Origin of the sequence: Streptomyces sp. NPDC048419 (assembly GCF_043200415.1) — a bacterium.
GTDB lineage: Bacteria > Actinomycetota > Actinomycetes > Streptomycetales > Streptomycetaceae > Streptomyces.
The window spans coordinates 170,446-187,880 of sequence record NZ_JBICXT010000017.1; the positions used below are offsets into that span (position 1 = coordinate 170,446).

Consider the following 17,435-nt stretch of genomic DNA (forward strand, 5'->3'; position numbering starts at 1 on the left):
GTCCCCCGGCGCGGGGCGGGGCGCGGCCCTCCCGCTGCGGGTGGTGGGGGGGGGGGGGGGGGGGGGGGGGGCGGCGGGGCGCCCCCCCCCCCCCCCCCCCCACAGGGTCAGCCGACGCGCAGGGTCAGCGCGGCGGTGTGCAGCGTGCCGCCGGTCCGGAACTGCAGGAACAGCCGCCAGTTGCCGGAGGTGGGCAGCTCGGCGTGGAAGGACAGCTCCGGGCCGCCATGGGCGCCGCTCACCTTGGTGGTCGGGTGGAGGTGGGCGAACGCGGAGTCGCCCTCGTGGAACGCGGTCAGATGGGCGTAGGTGTCCAGGTAGGGCTGGAGATCGGTGACGGGCTTGCCGCCCTTGGCGACGCTGACGGTCAGCGGGTGCGCCATCCCCGCCATGGGCTCGCCCTTGACGGTGACGGTGTACCCGTCGACCTGCGTGCTGCCGGCGGGGGCGGGCAGGGGGGTCTTCGTGGCCTTGCCGGGCACGGAGACGGTCCGGGAGAGCACGAAGTCCTGGTCCTTGCCTGACCCGGCGGCGGGCGTGAAGGAGGCGAACACGCGCCAGGAGCCCGGCGCGAGCGAGGCCAGGTCGGCCGTCCAGGTGCCGTCGGCGGCCATGGCGGGGTGCAGGTGCTGGAAGCCGGTCAGGTCGGAGCGGACGGCGTAGAAGTGCATCCGCTTGGTCTGGTCGACGGCGAAGCCGGTGACCGGCTTGCCGTCGGGGCCCGTGACCGTGAACCGGTAGGCGGCCCGCTCGCCCGACGGCAGGGTCGTCTCCTTGGAGGCGAACCGGTAGCCGTCCTTGGCGGCGGCCAGGCCGTTGCCGGCGGCCGTGCGCTCCATGCCCGGCATGTCACCCATCGACTTCGAGCCGCTGGGGACGGAGGACGCGGAGGACTTGGCACCGTGGTCCATGCCGGGCTTGGACGACGAGGAGTCGCTGAAGGAACCGCAGGCGGCGAGGCCCAGTGCGAGAGCCGTGGCCGCGCCGGCCGCAACGAGGCTGCGGCGGTGCGCGGTGGAACGGGAAGAGGGCCGGTCGGTAGGCCGGTAAGAAAGCATGGATGTGGGTCTTTCCGGGTGGGCGCACCACACCGGTGGCGCGCGGAAACGAGCAGGACGCGGTCCCGGATCCGGCCAGGGCCGGCTCCGGCGCGCCCGTCACGTCCGCGCGACGCACACCTGAAGCAGAAGATCTCGACCGCCTGCCGGTGGCCCACGTCTCCCTGTCCCACCGGCCGCCGCCCGCAGCCGGGCGAGTCCCCACAGGACGAGGGCTACGGAGCCCGCAAGGGCGAGGAGACCGGGCGCGGGCAGAGGGACACGGTCGTGAGCCGGCGTCGACACGCACAGCGTCCCGGGCATCCCGGACACGTCGGCACCTCGAACCGTGGGGCCGGAGTCGTGTACGACCGGAGGAGCCGGGGACGTCATGACGGCGTGGTGACCGCCGATCATCGTCGTGCCCGCAGTAACCGTGCCCGCAGTCGCCGTCATCGTCGAGTCCGCGACGGCGGTCATGGCGCCGTGGCAGCCTTCCGCCGCCGTGGCCGGGGCGCCGTGCATGAGGAACAGGCCGAACAGCAGCGCGCACACGGCCGGCAGCCGGGACACGCCCCGCCTGCCTGTCTGTGCGCCGTCCACGGTCGTACCCGTCCCTCTCGTTCGATCTCACTCGACGCCTGCCGGCAGACCATACCGGGGCAGGGTATCGCCGGCTCGCCGGCCAGGCGACCGGGCCCATGTGCAGGACCGCCGCCCCCTGGGTACGCAGTCCGTCGACCCGCGACCCGCGTGCGACGAGGAGGGACCATGGCCGGACTGCTGGAATCGCGGACGAGCGGGCCGCGGCGGCTACGGGAGCTGCTGCGCGGGCCCGGCCCGGTGCTCGCGCCGGGAGCGTACGACGCGATGAGCGCTCTGCTCGTCGAACAGGCGGGTTTCCCGGTCGTGTACATGACCGGCTTCGGCACCACTGCCTCCCTGCTCGGCCGACCCGACATCGGCCTGCTCACCATGAGCGAGATGACGGACGCCGCCCGCCGTATCGTCTCGGCCGTCGGCGTCCCGGTGATCGCGGACGCCGACACCGGCTACGGCAACGCGATCAACGTGATCCGCACCGTCCACGAGTACGAGGCCGCCGGCGTCGCCGCGATCCACCTGGAGGACCAGCCGGCCCCCAAGCGCTGCGGCCACATGGAGGGCAAGGCGGTGATTCCGGCGGGCACCATGGCCGGCAAGATCGAGGCTGCCGTGGAGGCCCGCGACGACCCCGACTTCGTGATCATCGCCCGTACCGACGCCCGGGCCGTGGAAGGCTTCGTCGCGGCACTGGAGCGAGCCCGGCGCTACCGCGACGCCGGCGCCGACATGCTCTTCATCGAGGCGCTGCAGACCGACGCCGAGATCGAGGCGGCCGCGGCGGCCTTCCCGGACACCCCGCTGCTCTTCAATTGGGCCGAGGGCGGCAAGACCCCGCCCACCGACCTTGCCCGCCTCGCCGAACTCGGCTATCGCCTGGTCATCTTCCCGCTGTCGACACTCCTCGCCGCGACGACGGCCGTGCGGGACGTTCTCGCCGAGGTCGCGGCAGCGGGCACGCCCGTCGACGCCGTACGGCACCTGCCCGGACTCGACGACTTCTTCACGACGGTCGGCCTGCCGGAGGCGCTCGGCCTGGGGGAGCGCTACGACCACAACTGACCTACGGCAGCGTGCTGTTGGGGCCTCCGCAGGAGCAGCGGATGGTGAGAGTGGCGCAGGGTGAGCCCGCCACGGGTCACTCAGCTCATTCCGGTTTGCGCGATCCGCGAGGCCGGGTCCGCCCCTCAGTGATGCGCCGGCACTCTTCCACGAGCCGCAGGTTTTCTTCCTTGAGCTGACGCTGGCGCAGCACCAACTCACGTGCCGTCGCCACGAGTTCTGCGGCGACTTCCCGAGAGGTCGTGAAACGCTCCGGCCTTCCGGACGGGTTCCGCTCACCGTGCGCTTCCGCTCGCATGGCAACCGAGTGCCCACGTCGGCGCGGTTGATTGCCCCGCCTACTGATAACCCCTCTTGAGCAGATACTTGGCCCCAGCCTCGAACCCTTCAGGGCTGAGCAGTTCGAATCCGAAGGCATCGGCGAGCCGGTCGGTGATGTTGAACGCGGCGCAGACCGCGAGCGCGTCCCTGACCTGCTGGGGCGAGACACCGGCGGCCAGCACTTCCCGCATGTCCTCGGCGCCGACCTTCCCCTCCCGGGTCAGCTTGCCGAGCATCCGCAACGTGGCCCGCAGCGGCTCTGCGACGGGCGCCGTCTCCAGGTCGTCCAGCACCGCCGCGACCCGTTTGCCGTCCCCGTAGGCCTGCCCGGCGGTCGCGGTGTGCGCGCCGACGCAGAAGGCGGACTCGTTCACCTTGGACACGTAGGCCGCCATCAGCTCGCGGTCGCCCACCGACCAGTCGGAGGGCCCGCGCATCGCTTCGTGCGTGAACGCCTTGGCGTGGGTGCCGTAGAAATCGGGCCGGTAGAAGACGAGCTTCGCGGCGTCGGGCACCGGCTGCCGGGAGAACAACCGGATGATCGCGAAGAGCAGCTTGGTTCCGGGGGCGTAGCCGTGGTTGAGGACGTCAAGTCTCATGATCAGGCCTCCTCGGCGGTCGCTTCGACCAGGGCCGCCAGCCCGGCGTCGTACAGCCGTGCGGACTGGCCGACCGCGGCACACACCACCAGCTCGAACAGCTCGTCCTCCGTGCACCCCGACGCCTTCGCCGCCGCCAGGTCGGCAGCGCCGACCTGCGCAGGCGCGTCCACGACCTTGCCGATCAGCGCGTCGAGCGGCGGCGCGAGCCCGCCGCCGTTGCGGAAGGCAACCGCCCGCTGCTCCGCAGAAGCCTTGCCCTCCCCGCCGAGCACCCGCTTGACCAGCGCCTGCTGCGCCGCCCGCTTCTTGTCCTCATCCACCACGATGCTGTCCGCCTCCCTTTGCCGTCGGGTCGACATTCCACATGTCTACGACGATCGCCGGGCGCCGCGTGTGACATGCGGCCGATCGGTGCACGCAAATGTCGCGGCGGAACCGCAGTTACGCCAATGCCAGGCATTTCGCTCTCCAGCCGGTTTGATCCCCGCGATCCGGTACAGCCGGAAGGTATGGCCCAGTCGATACAGGAAACAGAACGCAAGTACGCGGCGCCTGCGGCCGATGACATCTCCTGGTTGTCCGAGCTGGCCGGTGTGGGGCCGGTCGTGTCGGTGGCCGACCGGGGAATTCATGAGTTGGACGCCGTCTATTACGACACCGAGGACCTGCGCCTGACGAGTGGCGGTGCGAGTCTGCGGCGCAGGACCGGCGGCACGGACGCGGGGTGGCATCTCAAGCTCCCCCTGTCCGGGGACAGCCGGGAGGAGGTTCGCCTCCCGCTGTCCGAGGACGTTCCGGACGAACTTCGGGAACTGTCGCTGTCCCGCACCCGTGGAGCACCGCTGCGACCGGTGGTGCGGATCCGCTCCACCCGTTCCCTGCGCGATCTGCTCGATGCCGAGGGCGTCGCCGTGGCCGAGCTCAGTCTCGACTCGGTCCGGGCGGACTCCCGGCTCGTGTCCGGTCTGCATGCCATGTGGACGGAGATGGAGGTCGAGCTCGCCGAGGGCGCGGACCCCAAGCTACTGAAGCGCGTCGAGAAGGTGCTGCGGAAGAACGGCATCGAGCGGGCATCCAGCCCGTCCAAGGTCGCCCGGGCACTGCAGGAGACGACACCGGCCCCCGACGGGGATCTGGACGGCCGCATCGAGCCGGGTTCGGCCGGCGCGTACGTCCAGGGCTACATCGAACGCCTGGTGCGGGCCCTGGCCGACCTCGACCCGGCGGTACGGCGCGACCGACCGGACGCGGTGCACCAGATGCGCACCACGACCCGCCGGCTGCGCGGCTGTCTGCGGTCCTACCGTTCCGTCCTCGACCGCGAGGTCACCGATCCGGTCCGGGCGGAGCTGAAGTGGCTCGCAGGAGAGCTGGCTTCCGAACGCGACCACGAGGTGCTGCGGGACCGGCTGACGGCAGGCGTGAAGGAGCTGCCCGGCGAGATCGTCCTCGGTCCGGTCAGCGCGCGGTTGCAGGCCTGGGACGCCGCAGAGCAGGCGGAAGCCCGCCGCCGTACGCTCGCGGCGCTGGCCTCGCCCCGCTATCTGGAGCTGCTGGAGTCGCTGACCCGGCTGCTCGAGGATCCGCCCCTGCGTGCCAAGGCGTCGGGCAAGCCCAAGAAGGTTTTGGCCAAGGCGATCGCCAAGGAACAGGGGCGGCTGCGCAGCCGCATGGACCGCGCGCTGGCGCTGCCCACGGGCACCGAGCGCGACGCCGGCATCCACCACGCCCGCAAGGCGGCCAAGCGGGTCCGCTACGCCACGGAGGCGGCCCGCCCGGCCCTCGGCAAGCCCGCGAAGCGCCTCGGCAAGCGTGTGAAGACCGTGCAGCAGATCAGCGGCGACCACCACGACGGCGTCGTGGCCCGCGACCTTCTGCGCCACCTGGCCATCGCGGCCCACGCCGCAGGCGAGCCCGGCTTCACCTGGGGCGTGCTGCACGGCGAGGAGAAGACCGCGGGTGAGGCACGCGTACGTCAGCTGCCGAAGGCCTGGAAGCGCGCCAGGAAGGCCCATCTCGCCTAGCGCGAAAGCAGGTTGAGGGCAGGCACCGGCGCGGGGGGGGGGGGGGGGGGGGGGGGGGGGGTGGGGGGGGGGGGGGGGGGCCGCCGCCCCCCCCCCCCCCCGCGCCGATGTCACGGGAGCGTCGTCCTGCACAATTTGGAGCCGACATGTCGGCAGGAGGTGTGGCCCTCGGCTGTGGCCCTCGACTGTCGCGTCAGTTGCCGGGCCCCGGATCCGGACGCACCGCCGACGTGATGCCGGCGCGCGCCGCTTCCAGTTGGGCGGCGAAGGCGATGCCGAGGAAGAGGGCGACGCCGGTGACGTTGGCCCACAGCATCAGGGCGACGAAGGCGGTGAGGGGCCCGTAGACGGCTCCGAATGAGCTGCTCTTGCCGACGTAGAGCGCCAGCAGCCAGGTGGCCGCGACCCACAGGACGAGGTGGACCCCGCTGCCGAAGGCGAGCCAGGTGTAGCCGGGCTGCCTGCGGCGCGGTGACCACCGGAAGATCACGGCGGAGGCGATCCACGCGAGCGCCAGTCCGACCGGGATCTCGAGGGCGGCCCACCAGTGGTCCGTGTCGTCGGGCGAGCCCAGGGTCGTGGCGATGGCGTCACCGACCGGCTCTCCGGCCACCAGCACCACGAACCCGAGCACCATCGGCAGGCCGGCCGCCATCGCGAGCAGCAGCGCACGGCCGTATTTGTGGGTGAAGGGGCGGTCCCGCTCGATGCCGTAGATGCGATTGGCGCCTCGCTCGATCTGGCCCATCGCCGAGGCGAGGTTGAGCAGGGCGAAGGCGAGGCCCAGCCAGAGTGCGAGGGTGCTCCAGACGTCGCCGTGCGCGCTCTGCCGCGAGCGGGCGAACGCCTCCTTGAGCACCTGGGCACCGGTACCGGGCACGATGTCACCGAGGGACCGTTCGACGATCCGGCCCACCGCGTCGGTGTGCACGGACGTGGCGAGGCCGACGAGAGCGAGGGTGAGCGGGACCAGGCCGACCACGATCTGGAATCCGAGGGCGCGTGCGTGGGAGAAGCCGTCGGCGTAGCGGAACCGGGCGAAGGAGTCGACCAGCAGCCGTATGCCGCCGTAGTGCCGCAGTGCGGTCAGCGCCTCGTCGCCGGAGAGCTCCTCCCCGATCATGTCCCTGGTCTGCGGGACGTGTACGGCCGTTCCCATCGCGGGCAGGCTCCCTCCACCGGACCGGGTCGTCTCACCGGCGTGTGTCTGTTCCGACTGCCCCCGAACGGCCGCTTCAACGGTCTGCACCCGGGAGCCTGATTCCGGGACCAGGAGGGTCAGCCGGGGAGGCGGCCTGTGGAGGGCATCGGTGGGCGGCGTTCCGCATGGACCTGGTCGTCGCGTCACAGGCGTCCGGCCGTCGACGCCACGAGGCGGCGCAGCACCGGTGCCGCCGCGCGGGCCGCGGTGAAGCCGGGGCGCTCGGACGAGGCCACGACCGTTTGGACGACGGCGGCGCGGGGCAGCCACGCTCGTCCGTCCCGAGGGGAGGGGCCGCGGCTCGGTCATCCATCGGTGATGGGCATGACGATCACACCTCCACGCCGGTCTGGCACGTGGTGCCTACCGCGGACGGCGCCTTCACCTTCGTCACCGACCGACAGGAGACGCGGCACGACAGTATGGTCCTGGCCTTCGGCGCCCCCGGACTGCGCACCCTGCTCGCCCGGGCGCCCCAATTCGGCTACGCGGCGTGGCGTGAACGTATCGGCCGGCTGCACGGCGCCGCGGCCTCCCTCGTCTCCCTCCGCTGGCTGGACCGCTCCCTCGCGGACCGGATCGACGTCCTGGGCATGGCCGGATATCGCCCCTTGGCGACGTCAGCTGGAGACACGCGACGCACGGAGATCCCTCGACGAGCGTCACGAATGGCGGCAGGACTGCCCGTTGTTTCCGGTCGGAGGCCACGACCGTATTGCCGTGGACACGCCGCAATACGGCCTCGTCCTCGCGGGCGACCTGGTGCGCACGCACCTGCCCGACCGGGGGCGGAACCGCCTGCTGCGCGCCCCGACGGGCGATCGAATTCGGCCAGGTGTTCGCTGAGGTGCGTGAAGGACCGATGAAAACGAGAATCAGGGGTAGTCGGCAGCGAGCGGCTGACCAGCCGCTTCGAATACCAGGGATATGAGGGAAGGCACCCATGATGACGCCGGTGTTGACGACTGAGGCCCGTGCGGAACAGCTGTCGGAGGTCGCCGATGCCATTCACGTCGCTCCGAAGGACGCCCGCGAGCTGACCCGTCACTTCCTGGCGCGGCTGGCCGTGCTGGAAGAGGGCACGGAGGAGCACCAGTACGCCCGCAACACGCTGATCGAGATGAACATCTCGCTGGTGCGCTACGCCGCCGCACGGTTCCGCAGCCGTGGGCCGCAGGAGATGGAGGACATCGTCCAGGTCGGCGTGATCGGGCTGATCAAGGCGATCGACCGGTTCGAGGTGGCGCGCGAGGTCGAGTTCACCTCCTTCTCGATCCCTTACATCGTCGGCGAGATCAAGCGGTTCTTCCGCGACACCTCCTGGGCCGTCCATGTGCCGCGTCGGCTCCAGGAGGCCCGGGTCCAACTGGCCCAGGCCACGGAGGAGCTGAGCAGCCGCCTCGGCCGGACCCCGACGGTCGCCGAGCTGTCGCAGCTGATGAGCCTCTCCCAGGAGGAGGTCATCGAGGCACGAGTGGCCTCCAACGGCTACAACTCCTCCTCCCTCGACGCCGCCATCTCCAGCAGCGAGGACGGCGAAAGCGTCCTGTCGGACTTCATCGGCAGCGCGGACGCGGCGCTCGAACTCGTGGAGGAGTACCACGCGTTGGCACCGCTGATCCACGAACTCGACGAACGCGATCGCCTGATCCTGCACCTGCGCTTCGTGGAGGAGCGCACGCAGGCCGAGATCGGCGAGCGCCTCGGAGTCTCGCAGATGCACGTCTCGCGCCTGCTCACCCGTCTCCTGGGCCGCCTGCGCGAGGGCCTGCTGACCACGGACTGAGCGTCGGACCGGCTGGACGTCCCGTTCGGTCGGCCTGCTGGGCGTCCCGTTCGGCAGGTCAGGCCACCGCCTGGCCGTCGACGGCGATGCCCAGCCGGTCGGCCACGGTGGTGAGGGCTGCTCCCAACGGGAGCGCGACCCGAGTGAGGGCATGCTTGTCGCCCCGGGTGGGATCCCGGTTGACGATCAGGACCGGGGTCTCGGCCTGGGCGGCCTGCCGGACGAACCGGAGCCCGGACATCACCGTGAGCGACGAGCCCAGGACCAGCAGCGCGGACGCCTCACGGATCAGCGCGCGACAGTACTCCACCCGCTGCGGCGGTACGTTCTCGCCGAAGAACACCACGTCCGGCTTGAGGATGCCGCCGCAGACCGTGCAGGGCAGCACGCGGAAGTCGCCGACCTGGTCGTCGGTGAGGTCGGCGTCGCCGTCCGGGTTGATGCCGGCGGCCACCGGATCGAAGCCCGGATTGGCCGCCTCCAGCCGGAGGGCGAGGTCGTTCCGTGGGCTGAGGACGCCGCACGACAGGCAGCGCACCCGGTCCAGGCTTCCGTGCAGTTCCACCACGCCCTCGCTGCCGGCGGCCTGGTGCAGTCCGTCGACGTTCTGCGTGATCACCCCCGAGAGCAGACCGTGCCGCCCGAACGCGGCCACGGCCTCGTGCCCGGCATTGGGACGGGCGCGGCCGAACGTGCGCCATCCGAGGTGACTGCGTGCCCAGTACCGGCGCCGAGCCTGCTCCCCGGCCGTGAAGTCCTGGTACGTCATCGGGGTGTGCCGGCTCAGGCTTCCGCCCTCGCCCCGATAGTCGGGGATGCCCGACTCCGTGGAGATGCCGGCCCCACTGAGGACCAGCACACCACCGGTGCTGAGCACGTCGGCGACCGGCCCCAGATCCGTGGTGCCCGCAGGCAGCTCCTCGGTAGGGGTCCAGCTCAGAGTGGGGCGCATGCGCATGCCGCAAGGGTACGAGAGGTGTAATTGGGCCAAGAAATCACCTCGTGATTGGGCCTGATCAGCGATCCATTAAGGCAATACCGTCATCGTCATGACCAATCGACCGGGACGCCTGCTGGCCCTCGCACAGCTCGCCAACTCCATTGGCGACGGCGCCTATTACGTGACCTCGGCGCTGTACTTCACCCAGGTCGCCCATCTCGCTCCCGCACGGGTGGGGCTCGGGCTGACCCTCGCCTGGGGCTTCGGTTCGCTGGTCGGAGTGCCGCTCGGGCGGCTCGCGGACCGCCGCGGGCCCCGCGGCACGGCGGTGCTGCTCGCCCTGGCCACCGCGGCGGCGATCGCAACCTTCCTGCTGGTCTCGGGATTCGTGGCCTTCGTCGTCACGGCCAGTCTGTACGCCGCCGCTCAGTCGGGGCTCGCGGCGGCCCGCCAGGCCCTGCTGGCAGCACTGGTGCCGGCCGAGGAACGCACGGGGCTGCTGGCCCGCCTGCAATCGACGCTCAACGGCGGACTGGCCATGGGCGCGGCGCTCGGCGGCGGCGCACTCAGCGTCGGGACGGCGGCGGCGTACCGGGGCGTGCTCGCACTGGACGCCCTCTGTTTCCTGGTCTGCGCGCTGCTTCTGCTGCGGCTCCCCGCCGTGAAGGTCATGACCGCTGGCGCGGCGGCCGGCGACGGTCGGCGGACCGCGGTCCTCGGCGACCGCCCGTACGCCCTGCTCGCCCTCCTCAACGCCGTGCTCTTGCTGCGATTGCCGCTGCTCAGCCTGGCGCTTCCGCTGTGGATCACCGAGCGGACCGGGGCGCCGGCCTGGCTGGCCTCGGGGCTGTTCGTGCTCAACACCCTTGCGGTGACGCTGTTCCAGGTGCGGACGGCCAGGGCCGTGACCGGGCTCGGCAGTGCGCTGAAGGTGCTACGCCGGTCCGGGCTGGTGATGTTGGCGTCGTGCGCGGTGTTCGCGCTGTCGACGGGGCGGTCGGCCTGGCCCGCCGCAGTGATCATGGTCGTCGGTGCGGCGCTCCAGGTCGTCGCGGAGATGCAGCAGTCGGCGGGATCGTGGCAGCTGTCCTTCGGCCTGGCACCGGCCGACCGGATGGGGGAGTACCAGGGCTTCTTCGGTACGGGCGTGACGGTCGCCCGCACGCTGGGCCCGCTGGTGGTGACGACGCTGCTGCTGGGCTGGGGAGCGTCGGGCTGGCTGGCGCTGGGCCTGCTGATGGTGCTGGCGGCGTACGCCATGGGGCCGGTCGCGCGCCGGGCCGCCGCCGGTCGGCCCATGCCCCGGCCGGCCGCCGAGCCGGTGCCGGTGCCGGTGAACTGAACTCACTGCCTACGGGCGCCTGTTGTGGCGGCCTCCTCGGGATACCGGGCATCGGTCACGGTCGTCACGCGTCCCGTCTCGATGTCGTAGACGTGCCCTGAGACGGACACCGTCGGCGGCACGAGCGGTGAGGCGAGCAGGCGCTCGACATCCTCCCGGACCGTGCTGTCCGGTTCGGCCACCTGGGACCCGCTCAGCACCGCCTCGGCGACGCCCGTCGCCCGTGTGGCCCGCCGCAGGAACTCGGGGTCGGCGAGGAATCCCGTGCCGCACTGGGTGTGGTGCAGGACTGCCACCTCGAAGAGCGGGCCGGTCGCGCCGAGCAAGGACTCGGCCAGGAAGGCCAGGTAGGCGATGTCGCCGATCACCGACTGGGTGACGCGTCCGCCCGCGTTGCGGATGACGGGCGCGTCGCCGGGCTGGAGTCCGAGGACGGCGGCGGGGTCGATGCGGTGGTCGAGGCAGGTGACGAGGATCAGCCGCGTGGTGGGCAGGCCGAGTGGGACCGGGGTGTGGTCACGGGCGAACTGCTCGTTGTGGTCGAGGAGGTGAGCCAGCCTGGTCATCAGCGTTCTCCTTCGTGGATACCCCCGGATTCGGCCGGGGGAGGGAACGAGCTCCTGCGGAGCAGGGCAGGGGGCAGGGTTTCGCCTTCAGGGCGAAAAGCCGTTTCTACGGCGACGTGGGCGGGCCCGCTGTGATCGGGAGCTCTCAACTGTCAGTCCTCCCAGGTAGGTTCGGGTGCATGACCGTTGAGGCGAGCACGCAGGGGTCCGGGTATGCCCGGTACACCTTCCGTGTGCGCCTGTCGAAGACGGCCCGGCGTCAGCTGGAGGCCGAGTGGGATCGGTGCCGGTGGGTCTGGAATGAATGCGTGGTGAAGGCGAAGACGGATCATGCGTGCAACCGGACAAGCGGCGAGAAGGCGTCGTGTGGGCCGGTGCAGCTGGCGAAGATGCTGACCGCGGCCCGTGCGGTGACGCCGTGGCCGGCCGAGGGTGCGTGTGTGCCCCAGCAGCAGGTGATCCGCGACTTCGGCAGGTCCCGGGCGAAGGCCTTGAAGGACATCACTGCGGGGTTGCCGATGCGGCAGCGGGCCGGGATGCCCAGGCACAAGAAGAAGCGGGAGGCGCTGCCCACGGTGGAGTACACCCGGCGCGGGTTCCGCCTGAAGAACGGCCGCCTGCATCTGGCCGGCGGGATCGTGGTGCTGCCGGTGTGGTCGCGCGAGCTGCCCACGCCGCCCTCCAGCGTGCGCGTGTACCGCGACAGCGTGGGGCACTGGTGGGCGTCCTTCGTCGTCCGGACTCAGGCCGAACGCCTGCCCGAAACCGGCCAGGTGATCGGGATCGACTGGGGTGTCAGGGAGATCGCCACCACCACGAGTGACGCCCACGACCTGCCCCACCCGCGGCACGGGAAGGCGGGCGCGCCGAAGTTCGCCCGCTACCAGCGGATGATGGCCCGGCGCCGCCCCGCGAAAGGCCAGGCCGCCTCGCGAGGCTATCGGGAGGGGAAGCGGCAGACCGCCAAGTTGCATCAGAAGGTGGCCCGGCAGCGGCAGGACACCGCCCGCAAGTGGGCCAAGCGGGTCGTGCACGAGCATGACGCGCTGGCCGTGGAGGACTTCCGCCCCAGATTCCTGGCGAAGTCCACGATGGCGCGCAAGGCGGCGGACGCCGCGATCGGCGCCACCAAGAAGGCCCTGATTGAGATGGGCCGCAAGCACGGCCGCGCCGTGCACCTGGTCCACCCGGCGCAAACCACGATGGACTGCGCATCGTGCGGAGCGAGAACCAAGCACGCACTCCCTCTTTCCGAACGAACGTATACCTGCACCGCGTGCGGAGCCGTGTCCCCCAGGGACAAGAACTCGGCCCGCGTGATGCTGGTCCGGGCTGGTCTCTGTCCCGGCTAGTGCTGATCGTGGAAGACCTGCTGGTCCGCCGGGCCCGCAGGCAACGTGAGCTAGGAATCCCCCTTCTTCAGGACTCCGTTGGGAAAGGGAGAAACTACCGGCCGGGAAGATCGCCTCGGGGCGTGAAACTGCAGGTCGATTGATCCACTTCCGGTCGGCAGTCGAGCTTCGCTGCCCGCCTTGCCCTTTTGCCAACGGAGTCCTTCAGGAGGGGGAGGAGTCAAGGTGCTTCTCCGTCCTGCTGAACGGTCGGGCCGGGGGCCGACCGGGTCGGCGCAATTCCGCGTCGCGTTAGTGGACGCCGTCCACTTTAGCGAGATCGGTGGACAGTGTCCACTATTGCTATTCTGGCGCTCGTGACACCTGATCGGGCAGCAGCGGAAGCATCTGCGGCACCAGCGCGGAAGCGGCGGCCGCGCGGCGCGGTGCGGGACGGGCTGGTCGCCGCCGGGCTCGAACTCGCCCGCAGCGGCGGCCCGGACGCGGTGGTCCTGCGCGAGGCGACGCGGATCGTGGGCGTGGTGCCCAACGCCGCCTACCGTCACTTCGCCGACCGGGACGAACTCCTCGCCGCGGTGTGCGCGGCGGCGATCGGCGAGCTCGCCGGCCGGATGGCCGAAGGCGTGGCACGCGTGCCCGGAAGGCATGGCGATCCCGCTGCGGCGGGCGAGCGGCTGCGGGCCATCGGAACGGCCTACTTCGCGTTCGCGCGTGAGGAGCCGGGTTGGTTCGCCACGGCGTTCGCGCTGCCGCAGCAGCACGCCTACCCGACGCAGGGCGACGCGTCCGGGACGGACCGCTCGCCCCTGGGCCAACTCCGGTCCGCGCTGGATGAATTGGTCGACGCCGGCGTACTCGATCCGCAGCGCCGGCCCGCGCTCGAATACCCCGTCTGGTCCACCGTGCACGGCATGGCGGTCCTGTCCGGGCAGGGGCCGCTACGTGAGGTGCCCGACGCCGATCGCCATCAGCTGGAGGAGCGCACGCTGATGGCGATCGGCGAAATCATCAGGTAGGCCGACGGGATGCGGCGGCGGGGCCGTGGTATCGCCGAGACGGCAACTCCCCTGCTCAGCGCCGGGGTTCGCGCCGTCGGGCCTGGAGCTGGAGGGCGAGGGGGACGGCTGTGAAGACGGACGAGTAGGTGCCGACCGTGAGGCCGATGAGCAGGGCCAGGGCGAAGTCGGTGAGCGAGGTTCCGCCGAGTACGGCGAGGGCGGTGAGGATGAAGGCGGCGCCCATGCCCGTGTTCACGGTGCGGGGCAGGGTTTGCAGGATCGCCCGGTTCGCGATGTCGGGCAGCGGCGCCCTCGGGACCTTGCGGGTCAGTTCACGGATGCGGTCGAAGAGGACCACGGAGTCGTTGACCGAGTAGCCGATGACGGTGAGCAGGGCGGCCACGAAGACCCCGTCGACGGGCTTGCCGAGCCAGGCGAAGACGCCGACCAGGATGAGCACGTCGTGGGCGAGGGCTGTGACGGCGGCGGTGCCGAACAGCCAGCGGAAGCGGGCCGCGAGGTAGACGAGTTGGGCGCCGAGGGCCACGGCGAGCGCGATGAGGGCGCCGCGGCGTAGCTCCTCGCCGAGGCTGGGCCCGATCAGTTCGTCGCGGATCTTGTCCGCGCCGTCCGCGAGGTCGCGTACGGCGGTGGTGACCTCGGCCTCCTGGGCGTTGGTGAGCGCTTCGGTGCGTACCGTCAGCCCTGTGTCGCCGGAGGACTGCACGACGGCTCGCGGGAATCCGGCGTCGGCGAGCGCGGTGCGGGCCCTGTCGGGATCGACGGGGGTAGCGGTCGCGTATTCGATGAGGCGGCCTCCGGTGAACTCCACGCCGAGGTCGATGCCTCGGACCGCGATGCCGGAGCCGGCCAGGATCAGCGCGGCGGCCGCGGTGGCCAGCAAGCGGCGCGGGTGGCGCATCAGTTGGGGATTGCGGCGGGTGAGACGGTCGCGGACGGCGCCTGTGGTCGCGATTCCGGTGAGGCGGGGACGACGGCGCAAGTAGGGGCGGCCGGCGGCGGATTCGGCCAGCACGCGTGTGATCACCAGGGCGCTGAACATGGAGGCGAGCACGCCGAGGCCGAGGGTGACGGCGAAGCCGCGCACGGGCCCGGAGGCGAGGAAGAACAGCAGACCTGCCGCGATGAGAGTCGTGATGTTGGAGTCGGCGATCGCGCTGAAGGCGTTGCGGAACCCGGCGGCCAGCGCCGAGCGGGTGCTGGGGCGGCGACGGGCCGCGTACTCCTCGCGGGCCCGTTCGAAGACCAGCACGTTGGCGTCCACGGCCATGCCGATCGCCAGGACGAATCCGGCCAGTCCCGGCAGGGTCAACGTGGCGCCGAGGGCGGCCAGGGCGGCGTAGGAGAGGAGACCGTAGCAGGCCAGGGCGATGGCGGCGAGCGCGCCCATGAGCCGGTACACGACGATGATGAACAGCGAGGTCAGGACGGTGCCGATGGCTGCGGCCCAGACGCTGGCGGTGATGGCCTCGGCGCCCAACGTCGGGCCCACGGTGCGCTGTTCGACCGTCTCGACGGGTACGGGCAGCGCGCCGCCGTTGATGAGCAGGGCCAATTCGCGTGCTTCTTCCGGGCCGAAGGAGCCGGTGATCTGGGTGGCGCCGTCGCGGATGCCCGCCTCGCAGCCGATGGAGGGGGCGACCTGGGGGGAGGAGATGACCTTGTCGTCGAGGACGATGGCCACCCGGCGGGCCGGGTCGCCTGCGGTGTGGCAGGCGGCGTCGCCGGTGAGCCTGGCCCAGCCGTCACGGCCGGCGCCCGCGAAGTCGACGGTGACGTGCCAGCCGGCGCCGCTCTGCTGGTCGAATCGGGCGGCGGCCTGCTTGACGTGTTCGCCCGTCAGAGCCGGGGCACCGAGGCGGAGTGACGTGCCCGACTCGTCCGGCAGGACCTGGTCGTGAGGCCGTTTCGGCAGCGGCCGGGCGTTGGTCTCGGCGCCGTCGTCGGCGCTGTCTTCGGTGCTGTCGTCGGTGCTGTCGTCGGTGCCGAGTACGGGGTGGAAGGTGAGCGCCGCGGTGCGGCCCAGGACGTCGGCTGCCTTCTTCGGGTCCTGCACGCCGGGGAGTTCGACGATGATCCGGTTGTCGCCGGAGCGGACGAGGGTGGGTTCGGCGACCCCGAGTGCGTCGATACGGCCGCGTAGCACCTCCAGGGCGCGGTCGGTGGCCTCGCGGCCTGCGGTGGTGGTGGACGTGGAGCGGGTCTCCAGCACGATCTGGGTGCCGCCGCGCAGGTCGAGTCCGAGGCGGACCGGCACGGCGACGGCGACGTACAGCGATACGGCGATCACGGCGAGGGCGAGCAGCGCCCTCGCACGGGCGGAACGGGTCAAAGCAAGCCTCCGGCAGGCGCACCGCCGCAGCGGCGGACGGGTCCGGCCGGGCGGTGTCGAGGAGTGAGGAGAAGGGGGTGTCAGATGCCGGAGGGGGCAGGGGGTGCGCGGTCGCGGTCTGGGGATGGGGGCGGCTCGGGGGATGTGATGCGCCGGGCCGTCGCCTGGTGGGGTGCGGGCTGCGGTGGGGCGATGACCGTGCCGTCGTCGGGGACGGGCGTGAGATGGTTGCGCGGGGCGGGGTGCTCACCGTGCGCCGTGTGGCGAGTGGCCGCCGAGACGGCGCAGGCGGTGTCGCACGTGTCGTCGTGGCGCGGTCCGGCGTCCCGGTGATCGCCAATGGTCGCGGTCGAGTCGATGACCTGCCCGCTCGTCGTGCCGGTCGGTCCGGCGGCGCAGAGGGCGGCCAGCAACGCCAGTACGACAGCCGTCACCACGGCAGCCGTGCGGGACCGGGGACGGTTGGTGACGGGGGAGGTGCGGCGCGGGTGGTGCATGCACGATCCCCCTTCTCCGTAAGAGTCTTTCCGTATGCGTCAGGGCCGTCGAGGACCGGCAGATCAGGGTTCGATCAGGCCGGCGCGGATGGCGTAGCGGGTGAGCTCCAGGCGGTCGCGCAGGCCCAACTTCTGGAGGAGGTTGGCGCGGTGGCGTTGAACGGTCTTGACGCTGATGAACAGCAGGTCGGCGATCTCCTTGGACGAGTGGCCCTCGGCGACCAGCTTGAGGACCTCTTCCTCGCGCGGAGTGAGGATCTGGTCGGGGGTCTCCTCGCCGTGGCGGACCCGGTTGAGGTAGTTGCGGATCAGGGCCGTCACCGCGCCGGGGTACAGGAAAGGCTCGTTGCGCATCGCGGACCGGCAGGCGGCGACCAGGTCCTGATCGGCGACGGACTTCAGCACGTAGCCACTGGCGCCGGCCTTGAGGGCCTGGAAGAAGTACTGCTCGTTGTCGTGCATGGTGAGCATCAGGATCCGCAGACCCGGCTGGAGAGCGGCCAGTTCGCGCGCGGCCTGCAGCCCGGTCAGACGCGGCATGGCGATGTCGAGGACGGCAAGGTCGACATCGTGCGCGCGGGCCAGATCGATGGCTTCGGCGCCGTCGCCGGCTTCGGCGACCACGTCGAGGTCCGGCTCCCGGTCGAGGATGAGGCGGACACCGCGGCGGACCAGGGCGTGGTCGTCGGCGAGGAGTATGCGGATCGCTCTGGTGGCGGTGGCGGTGGCGGTGGCCGGTGTGTCGGGCATG

16 protein-coding genes and 1 pseudogene are annotated in these 17,435 nt (G+C 71.4%); 6 read left to right on the forward strand and 11 right to left on the reverse strand.

Going from position 1 to position 17,435, the window contains the following annotated elements:
- Nucleotides 1-107 precede the first annotated feature (107 nt).
- Together ACGFYN_RS31215 and ACGFYN_RS31220 are read right to left on the reverse strand one after the other, a co-directional pair.
- Complete coding sequence (locus tag ACGFYN_RS31215; RefSeq protein WP_393869246.1) at nucleotides 108-1,058, reverse strand: hypothetical protein; 951 nt, start codon at nucleotides 1,056-1,058, stop codon at nucleotides 108-110.
- 99 nt (nucleotides 1,059-1,157) lie between these two features.
- Complete coding sequence (locus tag ACGFYN_RS31220; RefSeq protein ID WP_393869247.1) at nucleotides 1,158-1,640, reverse strand: hypothetical protein; 483 nt, start codon at nucleotides 1,638-1,640, stop codon at nucleotides 1,158-1,160.
- A gap of 168 nt (nucleotides 1,641-1,808) precedes the next feature.
- Between ACGFYN_RS31220 and ACGFYN_RS31225 the strand changes: the two genes are divergently transcribed.
- Nucleotides 1,809-2,702, forward strand: a complete 894-nt coding sequence (locus tag ACGFYN_RS31225) for an oxaloacetate decarboxylase (RefSeq protein WP_393869248.1) — start codon at nucleotides 1,809-1,811, stop codon at nucleotides 2,700-2,702.
- Nucleotides 2,703-3,040: 338 nt separating this feature from the next.
- Here the strand turns inward: ACGFYN_RS31225 and ACGFYN_RS31230 are convergent, their stop codons facing one another.
- Both ACGFYN_RS31230 and ACGFYN_RS31235 read right to left on the reverse strand, forming a co-directional pair.
- Entirely contained in the window at nucleotides 3,041-3,622 is a 582-nt protein-coding gene (locus tag ACGFYN_RS31230; protein ID WP_393869249.1) for a carboxymuconolactone decarboxylase family protein, read from the reverse strand.
- Nucleotides 3,623-3,624: 2 nt separating this feature from the next.
- Entirely contained in the window at nucleotides 3,625-3,948 is a 324-nt protein-coding gene (locus ACGFYN_RS31235; protein WP_393869250.1) for a hypothetical protein, read from the reverse strand.
- Nucleotides 3,949-4,134: 186 nt separating this feature from the next.
- On the opposite strand from ACGFYN_RS31235, the gene ACGFYN_RS31240 reads away from it, so the two are divergent.
- Nucleotides 4,135-5,649, forward strand: a complete 1,515-nt coding sequence (locus tag ACGFYN_RS31240) for a CHAD domain-containing protein (protein WP_393869251.1) — start codon at nucleotides 4,135-4,137, stop codon at nucleotides 5,647-5,649.
- 193 nt (nucleotides 5,650-5,842) lie between these two features.
- Here ACGFYN_RS31240 and ACGFYN_RS31245 read toward each other — a convergent pair whose 3' ends face one another.
- The gene (locus ACGFYN_RS31245; protein ID WP_393869252.1) at nucleotides 5,843-6,808 is read right to left on the reverse strand and encodes a YihY/virulence factor BrkB family protein; all 966 of its coding nucleotides are present in this window, start codon (nucleotides 6,806-6,808) and stop codon (nucleotides 5,843-5,845) included.
- A 185-nt stretch (nucleotides 6,809-6,993) separates the two neighbouring features.
- Nucleotides 6,994-7,086, reverse strand: coding sequence for a hypothetical protein (locus ACGFYN_RS31250; RefSeq protein ID WP_393869253.1), 93 nt, complete (start codon nucleotides 7,084-7,086; stop codon nucleotides 6,994-6,996).
- A gap of 710 nt (nucleotides 7,087-7,796) precedes the next feature.
- On the opposite strand from ACGFYN_RS31250, the gene ACGFYN_RS31255 reads away from it, so the two are divergent.
- Nucleotides 7,797-8,636: a SigB/SigF/SigG family RNA polymerase sigma factor gene (locus tag ACGFYN_RS31255; protein ID WP_393869307.1), complete on the forward strand. Its 840-nt coding sequence runs from the start codon at nucleotides 7,797-7,799 to the stop codon at nucleotides 8,634-8,636.
- A 58-nt stretch (nucleotides 8,637-8,694) separates the two neighbouring features.
- Here the strand turns inward: ACGFYN_RS31255 and ACGFYN_RS31260 are convergent, their stop codons facing one another.
- Nucleotides 8,695-9,594, reverse strand: coding sequence for an NAD-dependent protein deacetylase (locus ACGFYN_RS31260; RefSeq protein ID WP_393869254.1), 900 nt, complete (start codon nucleotides 9,592-9,594; stop codon nucleotides 8,695-8,697).
- A 91-nt stretch (nucleotides 9,595-9,685) separates the two neighbouring features.
- Between ACGFYN_RS31260 and ACGFYN_RS31265 the strand changes: the two genes are divergently transcribed.
- Nucleotides 9,686-10,918, forward strand: coding sequence for an MFS transporter (locus ACGFYN_RS31265; protein WP_393869255.1), 1,233 nt, complete (start codon nucleotides 9,686-9,688; stop codon nucleotides 10,916-10,918).
- Nucleotides 10,919-10,920: 2 nt separating this feature from the next.
- Here ACGFYN_RS31265 and ACGFYN_RS31270 read toward each other — a convergent pair whose 3' ends face one another.
- Complete coding sequence (locus tag ACGFYN_RS31270) at nucleotides 10,921-11,484, reverse strand: beta-class carbonic anhydrase (protein ID WP_393869256.1); 564 nt, start codon at nucleotides 11,482-11,484, stop codon at nucleotides 10,921-10,923.
- Nucleotides 11,485-11,663: 179 nt separating this feature from the next.
- Between ACGFYN_RS31270 and ACGFYN_RS31275 the strand changes: the two are divergent.
- Together ACGFYN_RS31275 and ACGFYN_RS31280 are read left to right on the forward strand one after the other, a co-directional pair.
- Nucleotides 11,664-12,885: pseudogene (locus ACGFYN_RS31275) on the forward strand (RNA-guided endonuclease InsQ/TnpB family protein).
- Between the two features lie 307 nt (nucleotides 12,886-13,192).
- Entirely contained in the window at nucleotides 13,193-13,852 is a 660-nt protein-coding gene (locus ACGFYN_RS31280; protein WP_393869257.1) for a TetR/AcrR family transcriptional regulator, read from the forward strand.
- A 55-nt stretch (nucleotides 13,853-13,907) separates the two neighbouring features.
- On the opposite strand, the gene secD is transcribed toward ACGFYN_RS31280, so the two are convergent.
- The 3 genes from secD to ACGFYN_RS31295 form a co-directional block, all read right to left on the reverse strand.
- Nucleotides 13,908-16,187, reverse strand: a complete 2,280-nt coding sequence (gene secD, locus ACGFYN_RS31285; RefSeq protein ID WP_393869258.1) for a protein translocase subunit SecD — start codon at nucleotides 16,185-16,187, stop codon at nucleotides 13,908-13,910.
- 80 nt (nucleotides 16,188-16,267) lie between these two features.
- On the reverse strand, nucleotides 16,268-16,684 hold the full coding sequence (locus ACGFYN_RS31290) for a hypothetical protein (RefSeq protein ID WP_393869259.1): 417 nt from the start codon (nucleotides 16,682-16,684) through the stop codon (nucleotides 16,268-16,270).
- A gap of 63 nt (nucleotides 16,685-16,747) precedes the next feature.
- A complete protein-coding gene (locus tag ACGFYN_RS31295; protein WP_393869260.1) occupies nucleotides 16,748-17,434 on the reverse strand; it encodes a response regulator in 687 nt (228 codons plus the stop codon).
- Nucleotide 17,435: the final 1 nt, after the last annotated feature.

Bases quoted from the DNA above. Each gene is read 5' to 3' on its own strand.
- ACGFYN_RS31265 (WP_393869255.1), top strand. From the start codon at position 9,686: ATGACCAATCGACCGGGACGCCTGCTGGCCCTCGCACAGCTCGCCAAC.
- ACGFYN_RS31225 (WP_393869248.1), top strand. From the start codon at position 1,809: ATGGCCGGACTGCTGGAATCGCGGACGAGCGGGCCGCGGCGGCTACGG.
- ACGFYN_RS31290 (WP_393869259.1), bottom strand. From the start codon at position 16,684: ATGCACCACCCGCGCCGCACCTCCCCCGTCACCAACCGTCCCCGGTCC.
- ACGFYN_RS31255 (WP_393869307.1), top strand. From the start codon at position 7,797: ATGACGCCGGTGTTGACGACTGAGGCCCGTGCGGAACAGCTGTCGGAG.
- ACGFYN_RS31260 (WP_393869254.1), bottom strand. From the start codon at position 9,594: ATGCGCATGCGCCCCACTCTGAGCTGGACCCCTACCGAGGAGCTGCCT.
- ACGFYN_RS31240 (WP_393869251.1), top strand. From the start codon at position 4,135: ATGGCCCAGTCGATACAGGAAACAGAACGCAAGTACGCGGCGCCTGCG.
- ACGFYN_RS31215 (WP_393869246.1), bottom strand. From the start codon at position 1,058: ATGCTTTCTTACCGGCCTACCGACCGGCCCTCTTCCCGTTCCACCGCG.
- ACGFYN_RS31295 (WP_393869260.1), bottom strand. From the start codon at position 17,434: ATGCCCGACACACCGGCCACCGCCACCGCCACCGCCACCAGAGCGATC.
- ACGFYN_RS31230 (WP_393869249.1), bottom strand. From the start codon at position 3,622: ATGAGACTTGACGTCCTCAACCACGGCTACGCCCCCGGAACCAAGCTG.
- ACGFYN_RS31270 (WP_393869256.1), bottom strand. From the start codon at position 11,484: ATGACCAGGCTGGCTCACCTCCTCGACCACAACGAGCAGTTCGCCCGT.
- ACGFYN_RS31245 (WP_393869252.1), bottom strand. From the start codon at position 6,808: ATGGGAACGGCCGTACACGTCCCGCAGACCAGGGACATGATCGGGGAG.